Annotated in this window: 24 protein-coding genes; 12 read left to right on the top strand and 12 right to left on the bottom strand. The window is 37.1% G+C overall.

Annotated elements, in window-relative coordinates; genetic code table 11:
* Position 1 precedes the first annotated feature (1 nt).
* Both zapE and J7R10_RS00760 read right to left on the bottom strand, forming a co-directional pair.
* Positions 2–1,180 carry a cell division protein ZapE gene (gene zapE, locus J7R10_RS00765; protein ID WP_010705941.1) on the bottom strand — a complete coding sequence of 393 codons (1,179 nt, stop codon included), beginning with the start codon at positions 1,178–1,180 and terminating at the stop codon, positions 2–4.
* 99 nt (positions 1,181–1,279) lie between these two features.
* Positions 1,280–1,825 (bottom strand): AprI/Inh family metalloprotease inhibitor, encoded by a 546-nt coding sequence (locus J7R10_RS00760; RefSeq protein ID WP_010705942.1) that lies wholly within the window; start codon positions 1,823–1,825, stop codon positions 1,280–1,282.
* A gap of 225 nt (positions 1,826–2,050) precedes the next feature.
* Here J7R10_RS00760 and dapF point away from each other — a divergent pair, with 225 nt between their 5' ends.
* The 6 genes from dapF to J7R10_RS00730 all read left to right on the top strand — a co-directional run bounded on the left by dapF (position 2,051) and on the right by J7R10_RS00730 (position 7,448).
* Positions 2,051–2,902: a diaminopimelate epimerase gene (dapF, locus tag J7R10_RS00755; RefSeq protein WP_010705943.1), complete on the top strand. Its 852-nt coding sequence runs from the start codon at positions 2,051–2,053 to the stop codon at positions 2,900–2,902.
* Positions 2,902–4,185: a tRNA (N(6)-L-threonylcarbamoyladenosine(37)-C(2))-methylthiotransferase MtaB gene (gene mtaB / locus J7R10_RS00750; RefSeq protein ID WP_010705944.1), complete on the top strand. Its 1,284-nt coding sequence runs from the start codon at positions 2,902–2,904 to the stop codon at positions 4,183–4,185. Before dapF ends, mtaB begins: the two co-directional genes overlap by 1 nt.
* 14 nt (positions 4,186–4,199) lie before the next feature.
* Positions 4,200–5,441: a signal recognition particle-docking protein FtsY gene (gene ftsY, locus J7R10_RS00745; RefSeq protein WP_010705945.1), complete on the top strand. Its 1,242-nt coding sequence runs from the start codon at positions 4,200–4,202 to the stop codon at positions 5,439–5,441.
* On the top strand, positions 5,438–6,127 hold the full coding sequence (locus J7R10_RS00740; RefSeq protein WP_010705946.1) for a septation protein A: 690 nt from the start codon (positions 5,438–5,440) through the stop codon (positions 6,125–6,127). Before ftsY ends, J7R10_RS00740 begins: the two co-directional genes overlap by 4 nt.
* A gap of 68 nt (positions 6,128–6,195) precedes the next feature.
* Positions 6,196–6,957 (top strand): hydroxyacylglutathione hydrolase, encoded by a 762-nt coding sequence (gene gloB / locus J7R10_RS00735; protein WP_010705947.1) that lies wholly within the window; start codon positions 6,196–6,198, stop codon positions 6,955–6,957.
* Between the two features lie 56 nt (positions 6,958–7,013).
* A complete protein-coding gene (locus J7R10_RS00730; protein WP_338071497.1) occupies positions 7,014–7,448 on the top strand; it encodes a hypothetical protein in 435 nt (144 codons plus the stop codon).
* A 44-nt stretch (positions 7,449–7,492) separates the two neighbouring features.
* Here the strand turns inward: J7R10_RS00730 and J7R10_RS00725 are convergent, their stop codons facing one another.
* The 6 genes from J7R10_RS00725 to rho all read right to left on the bottom strand — a co-directional run bounded on the left by J7R10_RS00725 (position 7,493) and on the right by rho (position 14,473).
* Positions 7,493–8,398 carry a ParB/RepB/Spo0J family partition protein gene (locus J7R10_RS00725; RefSeq protein WP_010705949.1) on the bottom strand — a complete coding sequence of 302 codons (906 nt, stop codon included), beginning with the start codon at positions 8,396–8,398 and terminating at the stop codon, positions 7,493–7,495.
* A 45-nt stretch (positions 8,399–8,443) separates the two neighbouring features.
* Positions 8,444–9,241, bottom strand: a complete 798-nt coding sequence (locus J7R10_RS00720; RefSeq protein ID WP_010705950.1) for a ParA family protein — start codon at positions 9,239–9,241, stop codon at positions 8,444–8,446.
* A complete protein-coding gene (gene rsmG / locus J7R10_RS00715) occupies positions 9,238–9,894 on the bottom strand; it encodes a 16S rRNA (guanine(527)-N(7))-methyltransferase RsmG (protein ID WP_010705951.1) in 657 nt (218 codons plus the stop codon). The genes J7R10_RS00720 and rsmG overlap by 4 nt, the downstream gene beginning before the upstream one ends.
* Positions 9,894–11,762: a tRNA uridine-5-carboxymethylaminomethyl(34) synthesis enzyme MnmG gene (mnmG, locus tag J7R10_RS00710; protein WP_010705952.1), complete on the bottom strand. Its 1,869-nt coding sequence runs from the start codon at positions 11,760–11,762 to the stop codon at positions 9,894–9,896. Before mnmG ends, rsmG begins: the two co-directional genes overlap by 1 nt.
* Before the next feature lie 108 nt (positions 11,763–11,870).
* Positions 11,871–13,178 (bottom strand): tRNA uridine-5-carboxymethylaminomethyl(34) synthesis GTPase MnmE, encoded by a 1,308-nt coding sequence (mnmE, locus tag J7R10_RS00705; protein WP_010705953.1) that lies wholly within the window; start codon positions 13,176–13,178, stop codon positions 11,871–11,873.
* 29 nt (positions 13,179–13,207) lie between these two features.
* On the bottom strand, positions 13,208–14,473 hold the full coding sequence (gene rho / locus J7R10_RS00700) for a transcription termination factor Rho (RefSeq protein ID WP_010705954.1): 1,266 nt from the start codon (positions 14,471–14,473) through the stop codon (positions 13,208–13,210).
* A gap of 560 nt (positions 14,474–15,033) precedes the next feature.
* Between rho and J7R10_RS00695 the strand changes: the two genes are divergently transcribed.
* The 6 genes from J7R10_RS00695 to polA all read left to right on the top strand — a co-directional run bounded on the left by J7R10_RS00695 (position 15,034) and on the right by polA (position 21,868).
* The gene (locus J7R10_RS00695; protein ID WP_010704458.1) at positions 15,034–15,852 is read left to right on the top strand and encodes a pyruvate, water dikinase regulatory protein; all 819 of its coding nucleotides are present in this window, start codon (positions 15,034–15,036) and stop codon (positions 15,850–15,852) included.
* A 7-nt stretch (positions 15,853–15,859) separates the two neighbouring features.
* Positions 15,860–16,456 (top strand): Maf family nucleotide pyrophosphatase, encoded by a 597-nt coding sequence (locus tag J7R10_RS00690; RefSeq protein ID WP_010704459.1) that lies wholly within the window; start codon positions 15,860–15,862, stop codon positions 16,454–16,456.
* A complete protein-coding gene (locus J7R10_RS00685; protein ID WP_010704460.1) occupies positions 16,449–17,327 on the top strand; it encodes a shikimate dehydrogenase in 879 nt (292 codons plus the stop codon). The genes J7R10_RS00690 and J7R10_RS00685 overlap by 8 nt, the downstream gene beginning before the upstream one ends.
* Entirely contained in the window at positions 17,324–17,911 is a 588-nt protein-coding gene (gene coaE / locus J7R10_RS00680; protein WP_010704461.1) for a dephospho-CoA kinase, read from the top strand. Before J7R10_RS00685 ends, coaE begins: the two co-directional genes overlap by 4 nt.
* Positions 17,912–17,915: 4 nt before the next feature.
* Positions 17,916–18,623, top strand: a complete 708-nt coding sequence (dnaQ, locus tag J7R10_RS00675) for a DNA polymerase III subunit epsilon (RefSeq protein ID WP_010704462.1) — start codon at positions 17,916–17,918, stop codon at positions 18,621–18,623.
* Between the two features lie 338 nt (positions 18,624–18,961).
* Positions 18,962–21,868, top strand: a complete 2,907-nt coding sequence (gene polA / locus J7R10_RS00670; RefSeq protein ID WP_010704463.1) for a DNA polymerase I — start codon at positions 18,962–18,964, stop codon at positions 21,866–21,868.
* Positions 21,869–21,873: 5 nt separating this feature from the next.
* Here the strand turns inward: polA and J7R10_RS00665 are convergent, their stop codons facing one another.
* From J7R10_RS00665 to J7R10_RS00650, 4 genes are all read right to left on the bottom strand, one after another.
* Positions 21,874–22,743 carry an endonuclease/exonuclease/phosphatase family protein gene (locus tag J7R10_RS00665; RefSeq protein WP_010704464.1) on the bottom strand — a complete coding sequence of 290 codons (870 nt, stop codon included), beginning with the start codon at positions 22,741–22,743 and terminating at the stop codon, positions 21,874–21,876.
* 110 nt (positions 22,744–22,853) lie between these two features.
* Complete coding sequence (locus tag J7R10_RS00660) at positions 22,854–23,627, bottom strand: Bax inhibitor-1/YccA family protein (protein WP_010704465.1); 774 nt, start codon at positions 23,625–23,627, stop codon at positions 22,854–22,856.
* Positions 23,628–24,291: 664 nt separating this feature from the next.
* Positions 24,292–24,795 (bottom strand): signal peptidase II, encoded by a 504-nt coding sequence (gene lspA, locus J7R10_RS00655; RefSeq protein ID WP_010704466.1) that lies wholly within the window; start codon positions 24,793–24,795, stop codon positions 24,292–24,294.
* Positions 24,785–25,639 carry a TrmH family RNA methyltransferase gene (locus tag J7R10_RS00650; protein WP_010704467.1) on the bottom strand — a complete coding sequence of 285 codons (855 nt, stop codon included), beginning with the start codon at positions 25,637–25,639 and terminating at the stop codon, positions 24,785–24,787. The genes lspA and J7R10_RS00650 overlap by 11 nt, the downstream gene beginning before the upstream one ends.

The following is a 25,639-nucleotide window of genomic DNA, read 5'->3' as shown; positions in this document are numbered from 1 at the left end:
ATTATATTCCGCTTTTCTCCTTTAAAGGAAAGCGCTCTGCCCAAAATTTCAAATAATCCTGACTTTGCATTTCAAAAAGACGTGATTTTGTTCTTTTAAACTCAAATGTTTCCGTCGTCTGTGCATAACCTTTATATAAATCGTCAAGTACAACAGCAGCCGACATAAATAATCTTATGTTGCGTTCGTAAAGAATATCAATAAGTAAAATAAACCGTTTCGTTTCATTGCGACATGTATCATCCATCACGGGTACATTATCGATAAAAATCGTATGATAACGTTCACCTAATGCTAAATACTCAGCTGCAGCCAAAGGCTTTGCGCATAAATCTTGATAATCAAAGCGCGCGCATCCCGCTCCCGTACGTGGAATATGAACAATACGTCCTTTTATAGAAAGTTCATGAGATGTTTCCTTCTGTCCTTGCAGCACCAATGCCCAAGCTTGATCCATGCATTTATTGGCTTCCAATCCTAGCGGCGTTATATACACATGTTGTGGATTTGATTTTTCAAGACGATAATCTGTTTTTGCATCAAGATTGATAACGCGAACACGTGCTTTCAAAACTTGAACAAAAGGCAAAAAAAGTTCTCTATTTAAACCATTATAATAAAGATTATCGGGAGCAACGTTTGAAGTAGCAACGAAGAAAACCCCTTTATCAAATAAAGCAGAAACAAGACGCCCCAACACCATGGCATCGGCAATATCTGTTACACTAAATTCATCAAAACAAAGCACTTGAGCTTCTCGTGCAAGATCTTCAGCAACAGCCAAAATGGGATTATCTTTTCCAGCTTTTGCAGATGATTTTTGACGGTAAACATTAATCCGCTCGTGCACATCAGCCATGAAATCATTAAAGTGGGCACGTTTTTTACGCTCTTGGCGCAAACAAGAAAAGAACAAATCCATCAGCATGGTTTTGCCTCGTCCTACTTCACCATAAATATACAACCCCTGAAAGGAAGCTTCACCTTGTCTTGAAGCATGAACAAAGGTTTGTTTTTTTTTCTTAAAGAAATGCAAAAATGCCCAAGGATGAGAAACATTTCTCTCTGCAATATCTTGTAATAAATGATCGAAATGCTTTGTTAAAGCCAATTGAGCAGGATCAAAACTCATTTCCCCTTTGTACACCAGCTCCTTATAGCGCGTTGACAATAGCACCATCCAAACAACCTTTTTCAACCTATTCTCAATGAAAAATATAAGTTCTCTTGACAAACATGTGTACAAATTTCTTATTTTTCATAAGCAGCCAAAAATGATCTAACGGCTCAAAACGACTGGATAATTATCAAGTGTACGTCCCTCAAAACGATCAACATTGGAGGAATAAAAAGTCATGATAACACGTCCTGAATTATTATAGAAATATAATCTTTTTCCTTTAACAGTCCATGAGTTTACCTGAGAAACGATTCCTGGGCAGTGTAAAGGACCAGCGCGATACCCTTGGCCAAATTTCGTTTGTGGTGTTGCAATTCTGCACAGTTTACCGCCCATAGAAAGATTCCACACCCCAGCAATATTTGCAGGAAACAAATCAATGGCATTACTTGGCAATTCGAGATTAGCCATTCGCCCATCACTTTGGGCATCTCCTTTCTCATACATAGAAACATCTGCTGCTTCAGATGCCGACGAATAAGAAGATGACAGATCAGACATCACCTCTGTTTGCACTTGTTGAAGTGGATAAAAAACTTCTAATGTGTTATCATCATTATTACTGTCAAAGCGAGATGTTGAACATCCTGTTAAAGAAATTACAATTGATATTGCAACGAAAAACGAAATTTTTGAAAATGACATATCTATACTCTTTCCCACAACAATAAATAAGCTCATCCAACGAGGTAAATATTTGTTATATGGCATTCTACAAATAAATTAACAAATTAAAAAAAACAGGATAAAATTGGCCATTTTAAACGATAAATAATTTTTTACTACTCGTTTTATGATTAAGTACTAGAAATTTATAAGGCTTTCAGTCATATAGCTTTTGTGAGAAATCACTAAAAATAGAGAAATTTTATGAAAACACCATTCAGTAAAATGAACGGTTTGGGAAATCAAATCATTGTTGCTGACATGCGCGAAAGCGCTGATGCTCTTACACAACAAGCAATTTTTGCTTTATCGAAAGATCCTCAAACACATTTTGATCAAATTATGGCCGTCCACACATCAACAAAAAAAGAAGCCAACTTTCGCATTGAAATATGGAATACTGACGGTTCCATGGCTAAAACTTGTGGAAACGGTACCCGTTGCGTAATTGCGTGGCTAACAGACCATAATCTTGGTGAAACTTTTCAATTAGAAACACCCGCTGGAATTATTGAAGGAAAACGCCAAGCTGATGGACTTATCTCTGTCGACATGGGAAAGCCCCATTTCAACGCAAAAGAGATGCCTGTTTCACGTGAAATAGTTGATACCAATCACGTAGAACTTACTGCTGGTCCTTTAAAAGACGCTTCCCTTGTATTCATTGGTAATCTCCATGCTATTTTTTTTGTTGGAAATGATATTCAATATATTCCATTAGAAAAGTACGGACCAAAACTTGAACATGATCCTCTTTTCCCAGAGCGCTGCAATATTTCTATTGCTTATGTCACGTCAAAGAAAAGCCTAAATTTACGCACATGGGAGCGAGGAGCAGGATTAACGCAAGCATGTGGAAGTGCTGCTTGTGCGAGTGCAGTAGCGGCTTATCGACGTGAACTCACAAAACGCCATATCGATGTGAATTTACCAGGGGGAACACTGAATATTTTTTATCGAGAAGATGATCACATTATCATGACGGGTCCAATCAAATATGAATTTAGTGGTTTCTTTGACCCTTTAACAGGGAGTTACAAAAAGGATCACTCTTAATGACAATAGAAATTGTAACATTTGGTTGTCGACTAAACAGCTACGAATCGGAAATCATACGGAAAGAAAGTACTTCTTCGGGGCTAGATCAACTCAAAGATGGTGCTATCATTTTTAATACCTGTGCTGTCACTGCCGAAGCCGTACGACAAGCAAAACAAGCTATCCGTAAAGCAAGACGGGAAAATCCTCATGCCCGCATTATTGTGACAGGGTGTGCTGCACAAACAGAAGGTCAAAATTTTGCCTCAATGACAGAGGTTGATCTTGTTTTAGGAAATGAAGAAAAACTTCATGCGCATTCTTACCGTCAACTTCCTGATTTTGGCATTAACCATTCCGAAAAACTGCGTATCAATGACATCATGGAGGTACAACAAATTGCTCCACATATGGTGAGTACAATGGAAGAACGCACACGTGCTTTTGTACAAGTACAAAATGGATGCGATCATCGCTGTACATTTTGCATTATCCCTTATGGACGTGGGCCATCACGTTCAGTTCCCATGGGTGCAGCCATTGAACAAATTAAAAAACTGACAGACAATGGTATTCAAGAAGTTGTTCTGACAGGTGTAGATCTTACAAGCTATGGCCACGATCTCCCAGGAAAAGCTACTCTAGGAAAATTAACTTCAACCATTTTGCATCATATTCCTGATTTGCCTCGATTACGTCTTTCTTCAATCGATTCTATTGAAGCAGATGAAGAACTCATCAATCTTTTAGCCTATGAAAAGAGAATAATGCCTCATTTGCATTTATCCTTACAAGCAGGCGATAATATGATTCTAAAAAGAATGAAACGGCGACACTTACGTGAACACGCAATTCAATTTTGCCAAGATTTACGTGCCAAACGTCCTACAATGGTTTATGGTGCTGATTTAATTGCTGGTTTTCCCACTGAAACGGAAGAGATGTTTCAAAATAGTCTCTCTTTAATCAATGATTGTAATTTAACACATCTACATGTCTTTCCTTTTAGTCCAAGAGAAGGGACACCTGCCGCGCGTATGCCACAAATCGATCGTAGAGTGGTGAAAATGCGTGCAGAAAGATTGCGCAAAGCAGGAAATGAAGCTTACCAAAAGCATCTTGCACACTTACAAAATAGTCAACAAACAATTCTCGTTGAAAAAGATGAAATTGGACGAACAGAAGATTATACTCTAGTACAAATTAAAGGTGCAAAAGCTGGAACAATTGTTCAAGCACTTATTGTTGACCATGATGGTGATAAATTGATTGCTGTCCTTCCAAAATTGAATGCCGCTTGAGCAGGAAAGCCCTTATGAAAAAATCTTTTATCAAAAAAATATTCTCTTTTAACAAATCGAAAGAGCAGGAAATGGAAAAAACTTCCATTCCTCATGATGCCGAAAAGATAGCAGAAAATGAATATAAAAATATAAAAAACGACCAGCCTTTCATAAACAAAGAGAAAGAACAACAAGGCGCTAGTCAAAATACAACATCTGCAAAGTCTGATGGGAAAACTCCATCTTTTGAACCAGCTTCTAATAAAGTACCACATTATGGCAAAATAATTGTCACAGATATAATCAGTGAAAAAAAAGAAGAGTTTTCACCCATTGCTTCTCTTGAACAGAAAAAAATAGCGTGGTTTGGACACCTTAAAAAAGGATTAGCTCTTTCTTCACAACGCTTAAGTGGATCGATTAGTGATCTTTTTGTTAAAGGAAAACTTGATGAAGACACATTGCAAAAACTGGAAGATATCCTTATTCAAGCTGATCTGGGTGTAGAAACGACAACACGGATCACCGATATCTTAGCTTCTAACCGTTATGAAAAAAACTTAACTCCAGATGATGTTCACATGATCGTAGCTGAAGAAATTAAAAAAGTATTGGAACCTGTTGCAATTCCACTAGAACTTGATCTTCATCATAAGCCACACGTTATTCTACTGGTAGGTGTGAATGGTACTGGAAAAACGACAACTATTGGAAAACTTGCGGCAAAACTCACAGCAGGAGGATTAAAGGTTATGCTAGCGGCTGGCGATACATTCCGCGCTGCTGCTATTGAACAATTACATATTTGGGGTGAACGAACCGGCTCTCCTGTTATTTCAACCAAACTAGGAGCAGATGCTGCTAGTTTGGCATTTGATGCTTATGAAAAAGCAAAAAAAGCAAACTGTGATGTATTAATTATTGATACAGCTGGACGTTTACAAAATAAAACTGAACTTATGGACGAATTGGCAAAAATTATTCGGGTTCTCAGTAAACGCTCCCCCCAAGCGCCCCATACAATCCTTCAAACACTTGATGCAACCACTGGGCAAAATGCTCTAAACCAAGTGGATATTTTCCGTGATATCGCTGGTGTTAATGGTCTCATCATGACAAAGCTCGATGGCACAGCACGGGGAGGAATTCTCGTTGCCATTGCTGCAAAATATAAATTACCCGTTTATTTTATCGGTGTAGGAGAAAATATAGAGGATCTTCAACCTTTTTCTGCTTCTGACTTTGCCGAAACCATTTCAGGAAAATCCGCATGAAAAAAACTTCATTTAAACCACATTTGCATAACAATCTCGATTCGAACAATACCAATGATCATCAAGAAACTCTCTCTTCACCCACACTTAAATTTCTCTTGGAAATGGGGCCATTGGTTGTCTTCTTTCTTGCTAATTACAAAGGCGAGTGGCTGATAAACAACATTGAGATTTTTAAAAATTTTAGCAAACCTATTTTTCCTGCAACAGCTATTTTCATGGTAGCGATCATAATTGCACTGAGTTTGTCATGGGTTCTTACACGGAAGATTCCCATAATGCCTCTCATCTCAGGAATATTCGTTCTGATCTTTGGATTTTTAACCCTTTGGCTTCACAATGACACTTTTATCAAGATGAAACCAACAATCATTAATAGCTTATTTGCTCTTATTCTTTTTGGTGGTGTGCTTTTTAAAAAACCACTTTTGCGTTATGCTCTTGATCCTACTTTAAAACTTGATGATTTAGGATGGCAAAAGCTTACATATCGCTGGGCATTTTTTTTCGTATTTCTTGCTCTTTTGAATGAAATTGTTTGGCGTAACTTTAGCGATAATTTTTGGACGAGTTTTAAAGTATTTGGTGTCATGCCCATAACAGTTCTCTTCATGCTTACCCAAATGCCTCTCATACTTCAACATTCAAAAGAGCTTTTTACAGAAGACGATAAATCTGATTCTTAAAATAACACCTCCATCACGACAAATTATTTTGCAGATTTATCGCTATACACTGATCACGGAGAGAAGATGTGTTAATTGAGCAATTTATCTGTCGAGAAGATAATTTTGGTGTTCTCATTCATGATGAAAAAAGCGGCTACACAGCCGCAATTGATGCACCCGAAAGCGAAGCTATTCAGAGAGCCTTAAAACGCCGTAACTGGACACTTCAGACTATTTTTGTGACTCATCATCATCATGATCATGTGGAAGCATTGGAAGAGTTAAAACAAGTTTATAAGGCTGTCGTTATTGGACCGGAAGCAGAAAAAGAAAAGATTCATCATCTTGACCAAACACTTCAATCTGATGAACGTTTTTTCTTGGGCACACGTCCAATTTTAGCTCTTTCAACACCCGGTCATACTTTAGGCGCATTATCTTACTATCTTCCTGAAGATGGTTTACTCTTTGCTGGAGATACACTTTTTTCGCTCGGTTGTGGACGTCTTTTTGAAGGAACACCTTCACAAATGCTGAGTTCTTTAAAAAAACTGCGTCAATTACCCGATGAAACACTTCTTTATTGTGGTCATGAATACACCAAAGCTAATGCTCTTTTTTCATTAATAATTGACCCACACAATCAAAAACTCCATCAAAGGATAGAAGAAGTTTTTTTACTACGCGCAAAAAACGCTATGACTTTACCAGTAACCTTAGGACAAGAAAAAGCGACCAATCCCTTTCTCCGTTGGGATGATCGTGCTTTACGAAAAAATCTTGCGTTGGAAAAGGAGACAGACGAAGAGGTTTTTGCTGAAATCCGCAGAAGAAAGGATCATTTTTAACTATGTTTAAATCAATATCCTTTGTTTTTCTTTTTATGTTCTACACGCAAATGACAATGGCAAAAGAAACGGACAATCAGTTTGATTTCCCATACGTCATAGCAAACTATACCTTAACTGAAGATTTCCTTTTAAAGATGGAACAAATTGAAAAAGACTGTAAAAATTTACCACCAGAGTCAGAAACATCTAATAAAAATCATGATAAGAATTACGACAGTAGACTTGAAAAAATTATTGCTTCTATCTCTCATAAATCAAAACTAATGGCTGTTTTAAGAAAAAATAACATCACGCCTAGAGATTTTGTTATTGGTAATTTGGCAATTCAAACAACCTTAATAATGCTTTTAAACAAACCTTCTTCTGAAGATTTTAAAAGAGAAGGTCTTTCTTCACTTGAAAAAAATCCGGTATTTTTAAGCAATTTGGAGTTTGGTAAAAAGCATCTGTATAGAATAATGTCTGTTTCAAAGGAAAGTTGTAGATAGAACATAAGCTATTTTGAGCAATTTCTTAAAGACACAATACCCCATTAATTTTGCAAACGTCGACAAATATCATCCAATTGCTCTAATGAAGAATAATGGATTTTTAGATCACCGCCTTTTTTACCATGCCGAATGATAACTTTCATCCCAATAACATCTGCAAGTAATTTTTCTAAAGATTTTGTTTCTGTATCTTTTTCCACAACCGTTCGTTTTTTGACTTTAGGATTTGCCTGTTCATAGGCAAGTATTTCCGTTTGACGCACAGAGAGTCCTTCATGAATAATCTTTTCAGCTAAATCTTGTGGATTATCGACAGTAATAAGACAGCGTGCATGACCTGCTGAAAGTTGTCCCTCTGTTAAAAATTGCTGTACTTTTTGTGGAAGCTTTAATAAACGAAGCGTATTAGCAACATGGCTCCGGCTTTTTCCAATAACTTGTGCCAAATCTGCTTGCGTATATCCATGTTCATTTAGCAAAATTTCATACCCCATTGCTTCTTCAATAGGATTAAGATCAGCACGCTGAACATTTTCAATAATTGCTAATTCCAAAGCCGTTTTATCATCAACATCGCGAACAATGACTGGCAATTTACTTAAATTGGCTCGTTGTGCAGCACGCCACCGCCGTTCACCAGCAATTAACTCAAACCGATGAGGATGATCACGTGAAGGTCTCACAATAACAGGTTGAACAACACCATGCTGACGAATTGATTGCGCTAAATTATCAAGTTCTGAATCGGTAAAATGGCGCCGTGGATTATGTGGATTGCACGAAATAGATTCAAGTGGAACAAATCGCTCAGAAACAGAAGAAACTGTATTGAACTCCGTCAATTTGTCGGTATTTGATGAACGTTTAAGATCGCTGTTTAAATTGATATCCCCAATCAATGCTGCCAATCCACGACCCAGTCTTTTTTTTGATTGATCATCATTCATAATCTTGCTCTTTGCGTTTTCTTACAAAAATTATTTTTTACATTTTTAAGCAGCCGCGTGTGCTTGTTTTTCACGTTGAATTATTTCCGATGCGAGACGTAAGTAAGCTTGGCTACCAGCACATGTTAAATCATAAAGCAATACTGGTTTACCGAAGGAAGGGGCTTCTGATACACGCACGTTTCGTGGAATAACAGTGCGATAAACTTTATCTCCCATAAAAGAGCGGACATCTTCAACAACTTGATTTGAAAGATTATTACGTCCATCATACATGGTGAGGACAATCCCCTGAATTTCTAGAGATGGATTAAGAACGGATCGCACTTGTTTTACTGTTTCAAGCAATTGACTTAAACCTTCAAGTGCTAAAAATTCGCATTGCATAGGCACTAAAACAGAATCTGCAGCCCCCATAGCATTAAGTGTGAGAAGATTAAGCGAAGGCGGACAATCAATGAGAATATAACTAAACTTCTTTTCCATCTTCGGATCATCACAGAGTGCTTTACGTAATCGTTGTATGCGATCTTGTGATGAAGCAATTTCCATTTCTACCCCTAAAAGATCAAGAGTAGAGGGTACAATATGGAGATTGGGAACAGCTGCTTTTAAAGCTGCTTGCGTGACTGAAATCCCTGAAACAAGCACATCATAAGATGATAAAGGACGGCTGTTACGATCAATTCCCAATCCCGTACTTGCATTTCCTTGTGGATCAACATCCATAATGAGAACATTTTCACCAATAGCTGCCAAAGCGGTTGCAAGATTAATTGCCGTAGTTGTTTTGCCGACCCCACCTTTTTGGTTTGCAATAGCGATAATCCGTGTTTCGCTCATTTTGCTTTACCCTCTACTGATCGAACATGAGAAATTTCTAAAATAACAGAATTTTCATCAATTTTACTCTTATGTTTTAGCAGATCAAACTGCCAATTGGCAGAGGCATTTTTTATTTCTATAGCGTAATCCCGACCTTTTTGCAAAAGAGCTATTGTTTTTTTTGTTGATAAAGGAAAAATAAGCCGTAAAAGAGCATCGAGAGAAGCTAATCCTCGTGCTGTTATAACCTCTGGCAGTGCTATTTTTTTATACACATCTTCAATTCTACAGTGATAAACTGTTGCAGGAAGGTTAAGTTGAGTAATAACCGTTCGTAAAAAGGCGACTTTTTTTCCATTACTTTCAACAAGATCAATATGCCCCGTTTTTTTTCCTTTCAGAAAAATAGCAATAACAATTGCGGGAAAACCACCACCTGATCCAAGATCACACCAATGCAAAAAATCACTGTGGAGAGGGTAGATTTGTGCTGAATCTAAAATATGCCGTGTCCATAAAACTGGGATTGTTGCAGGGGATATTAAATTAATATGCCTATTCCATTGCATTATCAAAGTTTCAAATTGTATTAAATCTTTCATCGTTTCACGTGAAACAGAAGGAACAATATTTAAGAGTTCTTGATATTTTTTTTCTGTAGAAATATCCACTAAACTGTTTTAGCCTTTTCACGCCGTTGACGTTGAATATACGTAATAATAAGTGATAATGCCGCTGGTGTCATTCCATCAATTTTTTGAGCATCTGCAATAGAACGCGGCGATATTTTTTGAATTTTTGCCTTTAGTTCATTGGAAAGACCCGATATTGATTGAACATCCAGAGAAGAAGGAATTTCTAAACGTTCATCTCGCTGAAGAGCCACAATATCTTGTGTTTGTTTTTCTAAATAAACTGCATATTGTGCTTCAATTTCTAAAGATTCAACAGTTTTAGGATCAATTGATTGCAATTGTGGCCAAAAATGTGAAAGACGTTCTATAGTCATGTGAGGATAAGCAAGAAGATCATATGCCGAACGCCGAATTCCATCGTGATTTATTTGTAATCCATGAACAGACGCTTCATTAGGTGTTAGAAAAAGCTCTTGGCATATTGATCGTGCTTGATCAAGACGTTGCTGTTTTTGTTTATAACAATCCCAACGCACTTTACTCACAAGACCCCATTGCTGTGCTAAAGGTGTTAAACGCGCATCTGCATTATCAGATCGCAAAGACAAACGAAATTCAGCGCGTGAAGTAAACATTCGATAGGGTTCACAAACCCCACGCGAAACTAAATCATCTACCATAACACCAATATAAGCTGTTGAACGACTTATAACGACTTCATCTAATTTACCTACTTTACGTGCGGCATTTAACCCAGCTAAAAGGCCTTGTGCTGCAGCTTCTTCATATCCCGTTGTACCATTAATTTGTCCAGCTAAAAACAACCCTGGTAAAGAGCGTAATTCTAAAGTTTTACTTAATTGTTGTGGATTAACAAAATCATATTCAATAGCATAACCAGGTTGCAAAACTTCAACATTTTCTAATCCTTCAATCGTTCTCAAAAAAGAAATTTGTACATCTTCAGGAAGAGAAGTAGAAAGGCCATTTGGATAAATAGTATCATTCTCCAATCCTTCTGGCTCTAGAAAAATTTGATGTCCATCACGTTCACCGAATTTAACAATTTTATCTTCAACAGAAGGGCAGTAACGTGGTCCTAATCCTTCAATATTTCCCGAATATAAAGCAGACTTATGAATATTTTCACGAATAATTTGATGTGTTTGTGTATTTGTACGTGTTATTGCACACGCAATTTGCGGCTGTTCAATTTTTTCTGTTAAAAAAGAAAAAGGAAAGGGATCTTCATCAGCTTGCTGTTTTGGAAGAGACTCCCAACGAATTGTTTTTTTACTAAGACGTGCAGGAGTTCCTGTTTTTAATCTCCCAAGATTTATATTATAGCTTCTCAAGCATTCAGCAATTTGTACGCTCGACTTATCCCCCATACGTCCAGCAGCCCATGTTTTATCACCAATATGAATAAAACCATTCAAGAACGTACCTGTGGTCAAAACAATAGCACCAGAAAAAATTGTTCCTTGATTTTTTAAAACAACACCTGAAACACAATTATCTTTAACAATAAGATCAACAGCTTCATCTTCAACAAGAACGAGGTTATCTTGTTCTTGCAGGAGTTTTTGGATAGCTTTTTTATAGAGTTGTCGATCTGCTTGTGTACGAGGGCCTCTTACTGCTGGTCCTTTTCGTCGATTAAGAAGCCTAAATTGAATTCCAGCAGCATCTGCTGCCCTTCCCATAAGACCATCTAAAGCATCAACTTCACGAACTAGATGCCCTTTTCCTAACCCACCAATAGCAGGATTACATGACATTGTACCCAATGCTGATATTTTATGCGTAACAAGAGCTGTCCGTGCTCCAACACGAGCAGAAGCTGAAGCAGCTTCGCAGCCAGCATGACCGCCTCCAATAACAATAACATCATATAATTGCATCGAGATTTATTCCATAAAGAATCATTCTAAAGTTTCACGTGAAACAGCATATAAATTACATAATCTTTAAAATGTGTCTATGAAATAATGAATGTTTCACGTGAATCATTATTTACCAATACAAAACTCTGAAAAAATAATATCAAGTAAATCTTCAACATCTATATCTCCCGTAATTCTCCCAAGAAAATCACTCGCACGACGAAGATGTTCCGCACGTAAACTTAAATCAAGAGAAGTATAATTCACAGAAGCTTCAATTTCTTTAACAGCCTCTTTTAATAACTGAAGTTGCCTTTTTCGTGCTGGAACAAGATTTCCAATTTCAGAAGCACGACGTAAACAAAACAACTCAAGTTCCTTAATAAAACAATCAAAATTTAAACCAGTTAATGCAGAAAACTGTAAAAAATAATGGGTTTTATTATCTTCATAAAGATCAAGCTTATTAGCAACATGCCATATTTCAGCTGATGTTTCAGGTAAATCAACTTGCTTAGAATTTCCCATATCATAAACCAAAATAACCAAATCAGCATCCCTCACATGCTGCTTAGCAACTTCTATTCCCAATTGTTCTATTTTGTTTTCTGTTTCTCTAAAACCAGCAGTATCTGTTAAAAAAACAGGTAAACCACCAAGAACGAGCCTCATTTCTAAAGCATCACGCGTTGTACCTGCTTCTTCTGTTACAATAGAAACAGGTCTCCCAGCCAAACGATTCATAATGCTTGATTTTCCAGAATTTGGTGCACCAGCAATAACAATTTTTAACCCATCACGTAAAATACTCGCACGTTCTCCTTCATCAATATGTTCCTGAAGAGAAGAGCAAAGATCTTGCATATCTTTCCAAACTTTATCAGATACTGAATTTGGGATATCAGCTTCATCAACAAAATCAAGTTCTGCTTCAATAAAAGCACGTGCCTTCATAAGCCTATGACGCCAATCGCGATAAAGTGTCGTTAAACGCCCACTTGTTCCCATAATTGCTAAACGTCGCTGGCTTTCCGTCTCTGCTTCTATTAAATCAGCAAGACCTTCTGCTTGAACAAGATCTAATTTTCCCTCCATAAATGCACGACGTGAAAACTCACCTGCTTCTGCAATACGGCATCCAGAAAATGTAGACAATTCATCGAGAAAACGATTAACAACAGCTTTTCCTCCATGCAAATGAAATTCTGCACAATCTTCTCCTGTAAAACTGTGAGGAGCAGGAAAAAAAACAGTCAAAGCAGAATCTAAAAAGCTTCCATCACAAGCAGTAAGATTTCCATAATGCATGAATCGCGCTTTAGGTAAACAACCACAAAGCGTTTTAACGACATTTACTACATGAGGACCAGAAAGACGAATGACTGCAACCCCTGAAGGTAACAATCCACTCGAAACAGCAAAGATTGTATCCACGGGACATTCCTAAGCGAAAAACTTAATATTTATGTATTCATTGAATCAAAAAAATCACTATTGTTTTTCGTTTGTTTTAATTTATCAATTAAAAATTCAATTGCATCCGTTACATTCATAGGCGTCAAAATACGACGAAGTACAAAAATTTTGTGTAAGTCTTGCCGCGCTACTAAAAGTTCTTCCTTACGTGTTCCAGATTTCAAAATATCCATAGCTGGGAAAATACGCTTATCAGCAACTTTACGATCAAGAACAATTTCCGAGTTACCTGTTCCTTTGAATTCTTCAAAAATAACTTCATCCATACGACTACCGGTATCAATCAAAGCCGTTGCAATAATGGTTAAAGATCCACCTTCTTCAATGTTACGCGCTGCACCAAAAAAACGCTTAGGACGCTGTAGAGCATTTGCATCAACACCACCTGTCAAAACCTTACCGGATGAAGGAACAACCGTATTATATGCACGTCCAAGACGTGTAATAGAATCGAGAAGAATAACGACATCACGCCCATGTTCGACAAGGCGTTTTGCTTTTTCAATAACCATTTCAGCGACTTGCACATGACGTATTGCTGGTTCATCAAAAGTAGAAGAAACAACCTCTCCTTTTACAGAACGCTGCATATCAGTAACTTCTTCTGGTCGTTCATCAATCAAAAGAACAATAAGATAGCATTCAGGATGATTAGTGGTGATAGAATGAGCAATATTTTGAAGTAAAACTGTTTTTCCTGTTCGAGGAGGAGCAACAATTAATCCTCTCTGTCCCTTTCCCAATGGGGATATTAAATCAATCACCCGTGATGACATATCCTTCTCTGTGGGATCTTGTATTTCCATTTGGAAACGTTCATTCGAATAAAGAGGAGTAAGATTATCAAAGTGAATTTTATAACGAATTTTTTCAGGATCTTCAAAATTAATTGTATTAATTTTAAGAAGAGCAAAATAACGCTCTCCTTCTTTTGGACTTCGTATAAGCCCCTCAACAGTATCACCTGTTTTTAAAGAAAAGGACTGAATTTGTGCAGGAGAAAGGTAAATATCATCAGGACCAGGAAGATAATTAGCATCAGCAGACCGTAAAAATCCAAATCCATCTTGTAAAACTTCTACAACCCCTTCTCCAATGATTTCTACATCTTGCAAAGCAAGCTTTTTCAAAATAGCAAACATTAATTCTTGTTTGCGCATCAAAGAGGCATTTTCAACTTCTAATGTTTCAGCGAAAGAAACAAGTTCAACAGGATTTTTACTTTTAAGTTCTTGTAGTTTCATTTCTTGCATCAAATATGCTCTTTAAGTAGTGAAGAGAATTATCCTTAAATTGATTTATGGAAAATTTAAAGAACGAAACATTCTTATAAGAAGAAAGTATTGTACACGCAATTTTTTTAATCTGCAAGCATCATTCATACGAATTATCTTGGTATGAATTTAAATAATTGTATAAAATAAAGATAAACTTACCTTTATAATTTTATCTAAATATGAATTTATCCTATAGCACTCATAAATTAAATTTCAAAAGCATTTTTAATTTTTACAGATTTTTTTATATTAAAAGATTTTATATAAGGGAGAGATTTTTCTTATTTATGTCTGTGTTTAATGTGAATTATAAGTTATACTTCATTTATCCTCAATTTTATCCACAAAGAAAAAAGAAAAAAAGACAAGCATAACATTCTTTTAAAGGCATTATCCAAGTTCTTTTATCATAAAAGGGATTTTATTATCACAACAGTTCACTTTGTGCATAATAAGGGAAAAATTTTCCTCAATTTTAGTTTTATGAGAAATGATGAGGATATATACACATTTGTTAACAAGGAGTTAAAATTTTTGTGACAAGAGAAAAAAAATCCTTTCATTTACATATGCTTTCTGATGCAACAGGAGAAACACTCATTTCTGTTGGGAGGGCTGTTGCATCACAATATACAATGAGTCAAACAACAGAGCACATTTATCCGATGATTCGTAATGAAATACAGTTGCAGAGAGCTCTTGATGAGATACAACAAGAGCCTGGTATTGTTCTTTACACAATCATTGATGAAAAAATTAAACGCCTTCTTAGGAGAAGATGTGAAAAGATAAAAGTTCCCTGTATTGACATACTACAACCTGTTCTAGATGCTTTTCAATCTTATCTTGGAATGCCAACAAATTTACGAGCGAGTGCACAGCATGATCTCAATGCAGATTACTTTCGCCGTATTGAGGCATTGGATTTTACTATAGAACATGATGATGGACAGTCTTCTAGTGATTTATCAGATGCAGATGTGATACTTGTAGGAATCTCAAGAACCTCTAAAACACCGACGAGTATCTATTTAGCAAATCGTGGAATTAAGACAGCTAATGTTCCTCTTATTCCAGGTATTGATTTACCAGAGTCCCTTTTAGGAGCGAAAAATGCTTTGATTATCGGTTTAATCGCTTCCGCTGAAAGAATCTCACATATTCGTCAAAATCGGAATTTTGGAGAGCGTATTGAAAGTTATACTAATCGTGTAAATATAGCTGAAGAATTGACTTATGCAAAACGCATTTGCGAACGTTTTGGTTGGCCTATTATTGATGTCTCAAGACGCTCTATTGAAGAAACAGCTGCTGCTATATTCGAACTTTTGTCGCGATTTCGTGAAGGAAAATGAGAAAAATATGGCAGAAGATACGTTAATATTAGCATCCCTTAGTTCTTATCGTGCACAATTATTGAAAAAAGTAGGTTTAAAGTTTTGCATTGAAGGAGCTTCTTTTGATGAAAGAGAGATAGAAAAAACAGCAGAAACGAAGCCTCCTAAAAAACTTAGTTGTTTTCTTGCGAGTGCAAAGGCAAAAGATGTTTCTGATCGCTTTCCTGATGCCTTTGTCATTGGATGTGATCAAGTGCTTGATTTAAAAGGACAAGTTTTTTATAAAGTCACAACTGAAAAAGAAGCACATCAACGTTTATGTGATTTATCAGGAAAAACGCACGCGCTTCATAGCGCAGTAGCTTTATTTCAAAATGGTAAAGAAATTTGGGTGGAAGCTTTTAGTGCACATATGTCCGTGCGTCCTTTATCATCAGAATTCATTGAACGTTATTTAAAACGTGTAGGAACAGATGTTTTAAACAGTGTGGGAGTGTATCAAATTGAGGGGGAGGGAATGCATCTTTTTGAAAAAATTGATGGAGATTTTTTTACGATTATTGGTTTACCTTTATTACCTTTATTAGCGAAATTACGGCATTTGGGGGTTATTGATGGTTGATATAACAGTAAGGTGTAAAAAAACAATTCCACGTGCCTTTGTTGTTGGTACGCCTATTTATCATTCAAAATCACCAAAAATTCATAATTTTTGGCTTAAACACTATAATTTACAAGGTGAATATCTGGCACAGGAAGTAAGCTCTGAAGAATTTAGAGATTTTGTCACATCTATACGAAAAAGAGGTTTTTGTGGGGGGAATGTCACTCTACCCTATAAACAAGAAGCCTTTCATTTAGCACATCATAAAGACAATGTAGCAACAATGATTGGTGCTGTTAATACACTATGGTATGAAGGGAATAAACTTTGTGCAACAAATAGTGATGCCTATGGTTTCAGTGCTAATCTTGATGATTTTATCCCCGATTGGGGAGGAGAAACAGCACTTGTTTTTGGTGCCGGTGGGGCTGCCCGTGCTGTCCTGTACGCTTTAAAAAGGCGTGGATTTGAACGTATTTTCTTACTTAATCGTACAAAGAAACGTGCAGATGATTTGGCCGAATATTTTGGGAAGCCTGTTGAAGTTTATGATTGGCATCGTGCTGGTGAAATACTTGACCAAGCTGATTTAATCGTCAACACAACTTCCGTGGGGATGGCAAACCCCCATGAGAAAGAAAGTAATTTTTTCTTTTGCGATTTTGATAAAACAAAAGCAACGGCGTTAGTGACAGATATTGTTTACACGCCATTGAGAACACCTTTTTTACAACAAGCAAAAGCACATGGTTTAAAGATAGTAGATGGGCTTGGTATGCTTTTACATCAAGCTGTTCCTGGTTTTGAACGATGGTTTGGAATAAGACCACAGGTCACAAAAGCACTACGGACAGAAATTTTAAAGGATATGGGTGAAGAAACAGGATGAAAATCATAGGGTTGACCGGATCAATTGCTATGGGAAAATCAACAGTTGCTGATTTTTTCAAACAAGCTGGTATTTCTGTTTTTAGTGCTGATGATGCAGTGCACCAACTTTATAAAAGTGAGCCAACTTTATCCCTCATAGCGCGTACATTTCCTAATGTTGTTGAAAATGGCAAAGTTAATCGCCGCAAGCTTTCGGAGATTTTGATCGACGATAATAAAAAATTACAAACATTAGAAAAAATCATTCATCCTTTGGTACAAAAAAAAGAAAAAGAATTTATTGATACAGCACGCCAACAGGGAGAAAAATTGGTTGTTCTTGATATTCCCCTTCTTTTTGAAACCAATGGTGAAAAACGCGTAGACAATGTCGTTGTTGTTTCTGCACCACGAGCAATACAAAAAGAGCGTGCTATGATTCGCCCAAATATGAATGAAAAAAAATTTGCCCTTATTCTTGCGAGGCAAATGTCTGATGAAAAAAAACGAGAACGTGCTGATTTCATTGTTGATACAGGAAAAGATTTAGAGAATACACGTCAACAAGTTTTTTGCGTGATAAAAAAATTACGAGAGAATTGAAATAATGCGTGAAATTATTTTTGATACAGAAACAACAGGTTTAGATAAAGAGAAAGATCGCATCATCGAAATTGGTTGTGTAGAGATGGTTGATCGTTATCTTACAGGACGCCGATTCCATGTCTACTTAAACCCACAAGGTATTGTTATTCCTGATGAAGTTGTAGCAATTCATGGATTGACCAATGAACGCTTAAAGAATGAAAAAAGCTTTAGTGATATTGCCGATGAATTTTTGGAGTTTATCAATGGCGCAACCATGATTGCGCATAATGCGAACTTTGATATTGGCTTTCTTAATGCAGAGTTAGGACGAGTGAATAAACCACTTATTAGTGTTGATAATATTCTTGATACATTGGCTATGGCGCGACGTAAATTTCCCATGGGACCTAATTCCCTTGATGTTTTGTGCAAGCGTTTTGGTATTGATAATAGTCATCGTGTTCTTCATGGTGCTTTGCTTGATGCGGAGATTCTGGCTGATGTTTATATTGAACTCATTGGTGGAAAACAGGGCGTATTAGGTTTTGATAACAAAGGGAGTGTTGATGAAGATCTCCAGAATGACAAAGATGTTCTCTATGCAGTTAAACTTCGCCCACAGGCGTTGCCTTCAAGATTAACGGTGCAAGAAAGAAGTATGCATACTGATTTTATCAACAAAATGGGTGAAAAGGCTCTGTGGAATGACTTCAAAATTCCTGAGTAATTTACCACTCTTTTCCTCTGAAAGATTATTTAAAAATCTAAGAAAACTAAGATCTCTTAAAATATCACAAAAAAAATGGCCGTTGTGGGGAGGGGAACACCACAACGACCCTGTCGCTACACCGCACCTCAGCTATCATAGGAGGAGCAAAATGAAAGCTATTATATCCTGTAACAGCAAAGAAAAGCTCTAGGTACGAACTATAAATTGCAACGACTTCACACCTTATGGAAATAAAAAATGGCTTTTTAGAGGCAATTCGATAAATTTTAAAAAAGAATGAAAAAAATATATAAAAGTGAATTGTTTTTTGGCTGAAATGGAGAAGTAAAATTGTCATGAAAACAACAGATCATCTTTTTTTGGTTGATGGATCGGGCTATATTTTTCGTGCTTATTACGCTTTACCACCTTTAAAGCGCAAAAGGGATGGACTTCCTGTAGGAGCTGTCGCTGGTTTTTGTAATATGCTGTGGAAATTGCTCTGTGATGCGCGAAATACAGCTACTGGTGTTGTTCCGACACATTTTGCTGTTATTTTTGATTATTCATCCGATACGTTTCGGAAACAAATTTATCCACAATATAAAGCGAATCGAGAAACACCTCCTGAAGATCTTATTCCTCAATTTGCTCTCATACGCCAAGCAACAAAGGCTTTTAATTTACCTTGTATCGAAAAGGAAGGGTTTGAAGCGGATGATCTCATTGCGACTTATGCACAACTGGCAACAAAGGTTGGAGCAAAAACAACTATTATTTCTTCTGACAAAGATCTTATGCAGTTGGTGAATGCACACGTATCTTTGTATGATGGAATGAAAGATAAGCATATCGGTATTTCTGAGGTTATAGAAAAATGGGGTGTGGCACCTGAAAAAATGGTTGATTTGCAGGCTTTGATTGGAGATTCGACAGACAATGTACCAGGTATTCCAGGCATTGGCCCCAAGACTGCAGCCCAATTGTTAGATCAATTTGGTACTCTTGATCTTTTGTTGCAGCGCATATCAGAAGTTAAGCAAACAAAACGACGTGAAAATCTTCAAGCTTATAGTGAACAGGCAAAGATTTCCCGTGAGTTGGTTCGGCTTAAAAGAGACGTTCCTATAGACAATAGTTTAGATGATTTTATTTTGGAATCACAAGATGGTCCGCGTTTGATCGCTTTTCTTAAGGCTATGGAATTTACGACATTAACACGTCGTGTGGCAGAGGTAACAGAATGTGATGCAGCTGTTATTGATGCAGCTGATATCAATGTTGCATGGTCGGATTCTACACAGGAGATTGATCATGAAGCTAAAAAAGCGGAAAGAGTATCTTCTCATGGTTTTTCTGAAAATTCTCCGCAATTGTTAGCACAAAAGCGTAAAGATCAAGCAAAAACGCAAAAAATCACAAGAGATACTTATACGACCATTCTTGATGAAGAAGTTTTAAAAGAATGGCTATCGGAAGCACAAGAGCAAGGTTTTTTCGCTTTTGATACTGAAACGACTTCGCTTGATCCACTACAAGCAAAGCTTGTTGGTTTTTCATTGGCATTACAGCCGGAAAAAGCAGCTTATGTACCTCTTGAACACATTGAAGGAGGAGATGATCTTTTAGGGGGCGGGCGCATTGCCGGGCAAATTGAGACACAAAAGGCTTTGGCACTTTTAAAGCCGATATTAGAAAATCAAGCGATATTAAAAATTGGACAGAATATAAAATATGATTGGTTAGTGATGAAACAACACGGCATTGTGATAAGCTCTTTTGATGACACCATGCTTTTTTCATATGCTTTAGATGCTGGAACTTTAACACATAATATGGATGATTTATCCGTACGTTGGCTTGGGCATAAACCAATTGCTTATAAGGATTTAACGCATAATGGAAAAAAGATTACTTCTTTTGCGCAAGTAGATTTGCAACAGGCAACCCTTTATGCTGCTGAGGATGCTGATGTAACACTTCGTTTGTGGCAAGTTTTAAAACCACAGCTTGTCGCGCAGGGAATGACAAAAATTTATGAACGTTTTGATCGACCTCTGATAGAAGTTCTTGCAAGAATGGAAGAGCGTGGGATTCTCATTGATAGACAGATTTTACTACGTCTTTCAGAAGAATTAGCGCAAGCTGCTTTTATTTTGGAAGAAGAAATTTATCAGCTCGCCGGTGAAAAATTTAATCTTGCTTCGCCAAAGCAATTGGGCGATATCCTTTTTGATAAAATAGGCTTGCTTGGTGGTGTTAAAACCAAAGGTGGACAATGGTCAACCTCTGCCCAGACCTTAGAAGAATTGGCTGCTGAAGGGCATATTTTGCCACGTAAAATTATTGATTGGCGGCAACTTGCAAAACTAAAATCTACTTACACAGATGCTTTACCTTCTTACATTTTGCCAAAAACAGGGCGTATTCATACGAATTATTCTTTGGCAATAACATCAACGGGGCGGTTATCATCATCAGAACCTAATTTACAAAACATTCCAGTACGGACCGCTGAAGGACGTAAAATACGAGCAGCTTTTATTGCTCCAAAAGGACATTTGCTGTTATCGGCTGATTATAGCCAGATTGAATTGCGCATTCTTGCGCATATTGCCAACATCACAGCGTTAAAGGAGGCTTTTGCCCAAGGTCAGGATATTCATGCTATTACGGCATCACAAATGTTTGGGGTTCCGATAGAAGGGATGCATTCAGATGTACGACGCCGTGCAAAAGCAATTAATTTTGGTATTATTTATGGTATTTCAGCTTTTGGATTAGCCAATCAATTGGGTTTTTCCCGACAAGAAGCAAGCCGTTATATTCAGCTTTATTTTGAAAGATTTCCAGGAATTAAAGACTATATGGAAACGACGAAAACATTTGCACGCCAAAATGGTTTTGTAGAGACAATTTTTGGGCGTCGTATCCATTATCCAGAAATAAAAGCATCGAACCCACAAGTTCGTGCTTTTAATGAGCGTGCTGCTATTAATGCCCCAATTCAAGGATCAGCGGCGGATATTATTCGCCGCGCCATGATTCAAATGGAAGATGCTTTAAAAAAGGAAAAACTGTTGGCAAAAATGTTGCTGCAAGTGCATGATGAACTCATTTTTGAGATACCGGAAAGTGAAAGTGAAAAAACCATGGCTGTTGTTAAAAAGGTTATGGAAAATGCTACAATGCCAGTCCTCTCTTTGTCTGTACCCCTTGAAGTGAAAGTCATGGTTGCTCAAAATTGGGGTGAAGCACATTAGCCTTTTTAAGTTATTTTGTTTTTCAGAATAGTGATAGCATTGGCGAGATTAAGATAAGCTTTGATAGGCAAATGATCTGAGGCAATACGTGCAAGCGGAGAATCATGGTTTTCAATATTTATTACCAATTGTTGGGGAAAAGCAAAAATTCTATCAAGGGCAAGAAAGGGAAAGCGAGAAGGAAAGCTTGGTACGGTTCCAAGTGTGCTATCAAAATAAGAAGAGAAATGGTTTAAAGACGAACCTTTTCCCATACGCCATTCGTTAAAATCGCCGATAAGGAGTGTAGGCATAAAGGAGCGTTTTTGTAAAAGTGCAAGGAGCATTTTTGTTTGCTGATTACGAGAGTGGCGTAATAAGCCAAAATGAGCGGCAATAACACGAATAAGACCTGCGTCCATTTCCAACTCTACAATCACAGCACCACGTGGTTCAATACCAGGAAGAGTGACTTGTAAGATATCACGTACATGTCCTTTTCGCATAAAAAGGGCGTTCCCATGCCATCCATGACCATAAGATGACATGGGATTTATAGGCACTCGAATCAGTCCCGTTTCAGTTTTTAAAAGTTGAAGATCAATTAAACCAACGCGTTCACCAAAACGTTTGTCTACTTCTTGAAGGGCGAGAATATCACTTTGCAATTCAGAAATGACATGTACAATACGCGTAGGATTGAAAATTTTATCGACACCTACGCATTTATGAACATTATAGGAAGCGACAGTAAGATCATAATGATTGTTCTGGTTGATGATATCTGACTGATGATGAGAATGGTTGTGGAGTGTCTTTAAAAGAGAACTATGAAGCTTTTGCTGGATGAAGGCAGTGAACCAAGGAAATTTCTGCTTGTAAGGCTTCTTTGTCATTTTGTGAATAGGGATATCTAAAAGGTAGAGGGTAAATGTTAGATTAAAAGCAAAAGAACCTTGTTTCTCAAAGGAAACAAGGTTCTTTAATTAAGCTATGGCTTTTACAATCAATCACGATTTGAGCCAAGAAATTGCAGTAAGAAGACAAACATATTAATAAAATCAAGGTAGAGATTTAATGCACCCATAATCACTTTACGACCTTGAGTGTCAGCTCCATCTCCTTCATAATACATTAGTTTGATGTTTTGTGTATCGTAAGCTGTTAAACCCGCAAAGATAAACACGCCAATTACGGAGATAGCAAATTGCAAGGCGCTTGATCCAAGAAAGATATTCACAATCATGGAGAGCATCAAACCAACCAAACCCATAAAAAGGAATGAACCTATCGCGGTGAGATCACGCTTTGTTGTATAACCATAAAGTGAAAGAGCACCAAAAGCTGCAGCCGTAATGACAAAAGTTTGCACAACACTTTCTGTCGTATAACGCAAAGTGATCGAAGAAAGTGAAAGACCAACCAGAGCGGCATAACCAAAAAAGAGGCTACGCGCTGCATTTGTACTCAATGTGTTGATTTTAAAACTAAGGAATAATACTGCCACGAGTGGTGCAAACATAACAATGTAGGAGAGTGGCGATGTGTAAAACGTTACTCCGAATGAAGTTAAGTAAACACTTCTATTGATTTGAGCGGCTGCTTGGGTCATATCTGTCGTTGTTGTTAATGATGCAATTGCATAAGCAGCAACAGCTGTAATAAGCAATCCAATAGTCATTGTATTATAAATGCCCAGCATATAGCTGCGCAATCCTTGATCAATTGATGCATCGGCATGGGAAACAGATGCCGAACGTAGATTTTTGAAATCAGCCATAATATAAATTCCTTTAGCATATGTTCCACCAGATGTCGGGGTCAAAAGGTTATCCCTTTATAAGAGCAGGCTTGTGTAAATTCTCACTTGCCCTATATAACCAATCCCAGGCGCTGCTGGTGGAATTCCAGCATACCTCCTTCTATTATGGGGATTTATTTTAAAATTACAAGAGATTTTCATGAGAAAGAAACCTTACAAATTGGTAAGGAAAAGGCTTATTTTAAGGAAAACTATAAAGTCTTTTTTGTAAGAGTTTGTACAGGGAAAAGCTTAGAATGTGAAGTTTCTTTATTTCTTATCACAATGGTATTCTGTAAAATTTATGGGGTGTGACCATTTTTGCGTTTATGAAGCTATATGATTGAGTAAAACATTATACTTTTCAACTTCCAATGTTATATTGATACAGTTCATCAACGACAGTGCTTTTTAAAAAAGTCTTTTTAAGACATATGGAGATTCATCTATTGATCTGTTGTTGAACGTTTTTTGTGTTTTAGAGTAAGAGGCGTTGAAAAAACAAAAAAAGACAATATCAAGGATTTTGAACACTACATGCAAAATGATAAAGAATGATTTCAAAAACATAAGATGTAAAAATATGCATGTCTTGTAAACATATCCTAGAAAATGCAATGATCCCCAATAAATGAACAAGCTTTTATTGAAAAGATGTGCGATTGGAATGACGTTTTGTTTTTATCCAAGTACGCAATTCTTCAAAAAGGATAGCGATAACACCAAGTGTGATAAAACTATCGGCAAGATTGAAAATGGCAAAATAAAAAATATTATCGATATGAAAGAGTATATAATCAGTGACATGGTGAAAGCGAATACGGTCAATAAGATTTCCAATTGCCCCACCAATAATAAGGGTAAGACCAAAGCGCGTTAAAGATTTATGATACTCAACATTTTTCCAGAGCCATAAAAGAAAAACAAGGATAGCAAATGTAATGGCAATAAGCCCCCAGTGAGAAAAGGAAGAAAAAAACGAAAATGCGATACCAGAATTACGTACATGGTAAAGGGAAAGGAAAGGAAAAAGCGGAATTTCTGTTCCTAGGAGCATATTATTCATAATCCAATATTTTACTGCTTGATCAAGTCCTATTGTAAATACCAAGCCAAGAAGAAAAAAAGGCAGTGATTTACGTATCATGTTCTGGCCTCATATGTTCCAGTGTTAAATAAGGGCGGCGGATTTCATAAAGCATGAGAGCTGTTGCTATCGCTAGATTAAGCGAGTCAGCATGTCCACTTTGTGGTATACGTGCGAGTTTATCACAACGATTGGCAAGAATATCTGGTAGCCCCTGTTTTTCATTTCCCATGAGAAGTATAACAGGGCCATTTTTGAAATCAATTGTACGATAGTCAATAGACCCTTTGAGATGTGTGCCAATGATTATGCCATTAAAGTGAGAAGACCAGTTTAAAAAGGCGCTTTCATCCAAACGATAGAGAGGTATGGAAAAAATTGATCCCATTGTTGCACGTACTGTTTCGGGCGAAAAAGGATCTGTTGTTTCGCCGATCAAAATAACGCCTTTAGCTCCTACGGCATCAGCCGTGCGGATAATGGTTCCAAGATTCCCAGGATCACGCACGCGATCAAGAGCAACATAAACATCTGTGATACGTCCTTTTATCGTTTCAAGGGAGCGCCATTGTTGCTTGAAAATGCCAATAACTGTTTGTGGGTTATCACGACGGGTAATGGATTCCATCACTTTTTCTGAGGCTTTAATGACAAAACCGCCATTGGCCACAGTACGTGCAGCGGTGTTTTCGATAGCGGCATTACCCATTTTGCTTTTAGAAAAAATAAGTGTTTGTATAGTCCAGCCGAGATTGAGAGCATCAATCACCAATTTAAGCCCTTCTACCATAAAAAGCCCTTCTCGATTACGGTTTTTCTTTTGGCTGAGTGCGCGAAGATCTTTGATGATAGGATTGCTAAGGGAGATAATTTCTTTAACCTTACCAGTTTTGGGTATACACAT

The organism is Bartonella vinsonii subsp. berkhoffii ATCC 51672 (assembly GCF_902825225.1).
Taxonomy (GTDB): domain Bacteria; phylum Pseudomonadota; class Alphaproteobacteria; order Rhizobiales; family Rhizobiaceae; genus Bartonella; species Bartonella berkhoffii.
The sequence above is the reverse complement of the archived record's forward strand: the minus strand, read 5'-3'. Positions and strand labels throughout refer to the sequence as shown.

Bases quoted from the DNA above. Each gene is read 5' to 3' on its own strand.
- zapE (WP_010705941.1), bottom strand. From the start codon at position 1,180: ATGGTGCTATTGTCAACGCGCTATAAGGAGCTGGTGTACAAAGGGGAA.
- J7R10_RS00760 (WP_010705942.1), bottom strand. From the start codon at position 1,825: ATGTCATTTTCAAAAATTTCGTTTTTCGTTGCAATATCAATTGTAATT.
- dapF (WP_010705943.1), top strand. From the start codon at position 2,051: ATGAAAACACCATTCAGTAAAATGAACGGTTTGGGAAATCAAATCATT.
- mtaB (WP_010705944.1), top strand. From the start codon at position 2,902: ATGACAATAGAAATTGTAACATTTGGTTGTCGACTAAACAGCTACGAA.
- ftsY (WP_010705945.1), top strand. From the start codon at position 4,200: ATGAAAAAATCTTTTATCAAAAAAATATTCTCTTTTAACAAATCGAAA.
- J7R10_RS00740 (WP_010705946.1), top strand. From the start codon at position 5,438: ATGAAAAAAACTTCATTTAAACCACATTTGCATAACAATCTCGATTCG.
- J7R10_RS00730 (WP_338071497.1), top strand. From the start codon at position 7,014: ATGGCAAAAGAAACGGACAATCAGTTTGATTTCCCATACGTCATAGCA.
- J7R10_RS00725 (WP_010705949.1), bottom strand. From the start codon at position 8,398: ATGAATGATGATCAATCAAAAAAAAGACTGGGTCGTGGATTGGCAGCA.
- J7R10_RS00720 (WP_010705950.1), bottom strand. From the start codon at position 9,241: ATGAGCGAAACACGGATTATCGCTATTGCAAACCAAAAAGGTGGGGTC.
- mnmG (WP_010705952.1), bottom strand. From the start codon at position 11,762: ATGCAATTATATGATGTTATTGTTATTGGAGGCGGTCATGCTGGCTGC.
- rho (WP_010705954.1), bottom strand. From the start codon at position 14,473: ATGCAAGAAATGAAACTACAAGAACTTAAAAGTAAAAATCCTGTTGAA.
- J7R10_RS00690 (WP_010704459.1), top strand. From the start codon at position 15,860: ATGGCAGAAGATACGTTAATATTAGCATCCCTTAGTTCTTATCGTGCA.
- J7R10_RS00685 (WP_010704460.1), top strand. From the start codon at position 16,449: ATGGTTGATATAACAGTAAGGTGTAAAAAAACAATTCCACGTGCCTTT.
- coaE (WP_010704461.1), top strand. From the start codon at position 17,324: ATGAAAATCATAGGGTTGACCGGATCAATTGCTATGGGAAAATCAACA.
- dnaQ (WP_010704462.1), top strand. From the start codon at position 17,916: ATGCGTGAAATTATTTTTGATACAGAAACAACAGGTTTAGATAAAGAG.
- polA (WP_010704463.1), top strand. From the start codon at position 18,962: ATGAAAACAACAGATCATCTTTTTTTGGTTGATGGATCGGGCTATATT.
- J7R10_RS00665 (WP_010704464.1), bottom strand. From the start codon at position 22,743: ATGACAAAGAAGCCTTACAAGCAGAAATTTCCTTGGTTCACTGCCTTC.
- J7R10_RS00660 (WP_010704465.1), bottom strand. From the start codon at position 23,627: ATGGCTGATTTCAAAAATCTACGTTCGGCATCTGTTTCCCATGCCGAT.
- lspA (WP_010704466.1), bottom strand. From the start codon at position 24,795: ATGATACGTAAATCACTGCCTTTTTTTCTTCTTGGCTTGGTATTTACA.
- J7R10_RS00650 (WP_010704467.1), bottom strand. From the start codon at position 25,639: ATGTGTATACCCAAAACTGGTAAGGTTAAAGAAATTATCTCCCTTAGC.